Origin of the sequence: Mesorhizobium sp. M2A.F.Ca.ET.037.01.1.1 (assembly GCF_003998075.1) — a bacterium.
Classification (GTDB): Bacteria; Pseudomonadota; Alphaproteobacteria; order Rhizobiales; family Rhizobiaceae; genus Mesorhizobium.
This window is the reverse complement of record NZ_RZSA01001240.1, coordinates 1-1,668: the sequence shown is the minus strand read 5'-3', so window position 1 is coordinate 1,668 and position 1,668 is coordinate 1. Positions and strand designations below refer to the sequence as shown.

The following is a 1,668-nucleotide window of genomic DNA, read 5'->3' as shown; positions in this document are numbered from 1 at the left end:
GTGTCGGCGGTGGCGATGCCGCTGTCGCTGATCCCGACCTTCGCGGTGATGGCGGCCTTCGACATCTCGCTCAACAACATCACTTTGCTGGCGCTGTCGCTGGTTGTCGGCATCCTGGTCGACGACGCCATCGTCGAGATCGAGAACATCGTGCGCCACATGCGCCAGACCGGCATCAGCGCCTACCAGGCGGCAATCGAAGCGGCGGACGAGATCGGTCTCGCCGTTGTGGCGACCACCGCCACCATCGTCGCCGTGTTCCTCCCCGTGGCCTTCATGCCCGGCGTTCCCGGCAAGTTCTTCTTCTCCTTCGCCGTCGCCGTTTGCGTCTCGGTGCTGTTCTCGCTCCTGGTGGCGCGCATGCTCACTCCGCTGATGGGCGCCTATCTGGTGCGCGCCGGTGGCCATGACGAGGACGATACGCCTGCCTGGGTGCCGACCTATCTGTGGCTGCTGCGCAAGGCGCTCGACCACCGTTGGATCACGCTTCTCGCCGGCATTGCCTTCTTCGCCGGCTCGATGATGCTGGCGACACATCTGCCGACCGAGTTCATGGCGGCGGCCGACCGCGGTCGCTCGATGATCTCGGTCGAGCTGCAGCCCGGCTCCACCATCGAGCAGACCACGGCGGTGGTGCAGGACATCACCAGACGGCTGGAGAAGGAGCCGGCCGTCGAAAGCGTGTTTGCCACGATCGGCACAGCTGCTTCTTCGGGCGGCGGACCCAGCCAAAGCTCGAGCTCGGCTGAAGTGCGGACGGCGACCGTCACGGTCAACCTGAAGCCGCGCGCCGAGCGGACGATGAGCCAGCAGCAATTCGAGGCCGAGGCCTCGCCGAAGCTAAACGGCATTCCCGGCGCCCGCATCCAGTTCGGCGCCGACGGCTTCTCCGGCGCCAAGGTGTCGATCACGCTAGTCGGCGACGATGGCGAAGCCCTCGAAAAGGCCAGCGATGCGCTGATCGACGCGATGAAATCGGTTCCCGGGCTGATCAATCCGACATCGACCGCGGCCACCACCAAGCCCGAGCTCATCGTGCGGCCCGACAGCGCCAAGGCAGCCGAGCTCGGCGTCACGCCGACCGAGATCGCCGCTACGGTCAAGATCGCCACCATCGGCGACACCGACACCAGCCTGGCGAAATTCAATCTCGGCGACCGTCAGGTCTCGATCATCGTCACCGTGCCGGACGGCGCCATCGATGATCCGGCAAAGCTCGCTATGCTGCCGCTGACCGGCACCAAGGGCGTGGTTCCGCTTGGCGCAGTCGCCGATATCGGCTTCAACGCCGGCCCAAACAGCATCACGCGTGTCGACAGAAGCCGCAGCGCCACGGTCGAGGCCGATCTTTCCGGCCTGACGCTCGGCCAAGCGGCCGAAGCCATCCGCGCCCTGCCCGCGATGAAAAGCCTGCCGCAGGGCGTGCATGAACTGGCGCGCGGCGATGCCCAACGCATGCAGGAGCTTTTTTCCGGCTTCGCCACCGCAATCGCCGCGGGCATCATCCTGATGTACCTGACGCTGGTGTTGCTCTTCCGCAGCTTCGTGCAGCCGGTGACCATCCTGGTCGTGTTGCCGCTCTCGGTCGGCGGCGCGCTGGGCTTCCTGCTCATTACCGGCAAGGCGCTTGGCATCTCGCCGTTGATCGGCATACTCATGCTCTGTCTC

The 1,668-nt window shown here is 65.8% G+C and carries 1 protein-coding gene; it reads left to right on the top strand.

Features of this window, described 5'->3' with window-relative positions; translation table 11 throughout:
* Nucleotides 1-1,668 (top strand): efflux RND transporter permease subunit (locus EOA27_RS35530; protein WP_348639884.1); only part of this gene is annotated, 1,668 nt, incomplete at its 3' end.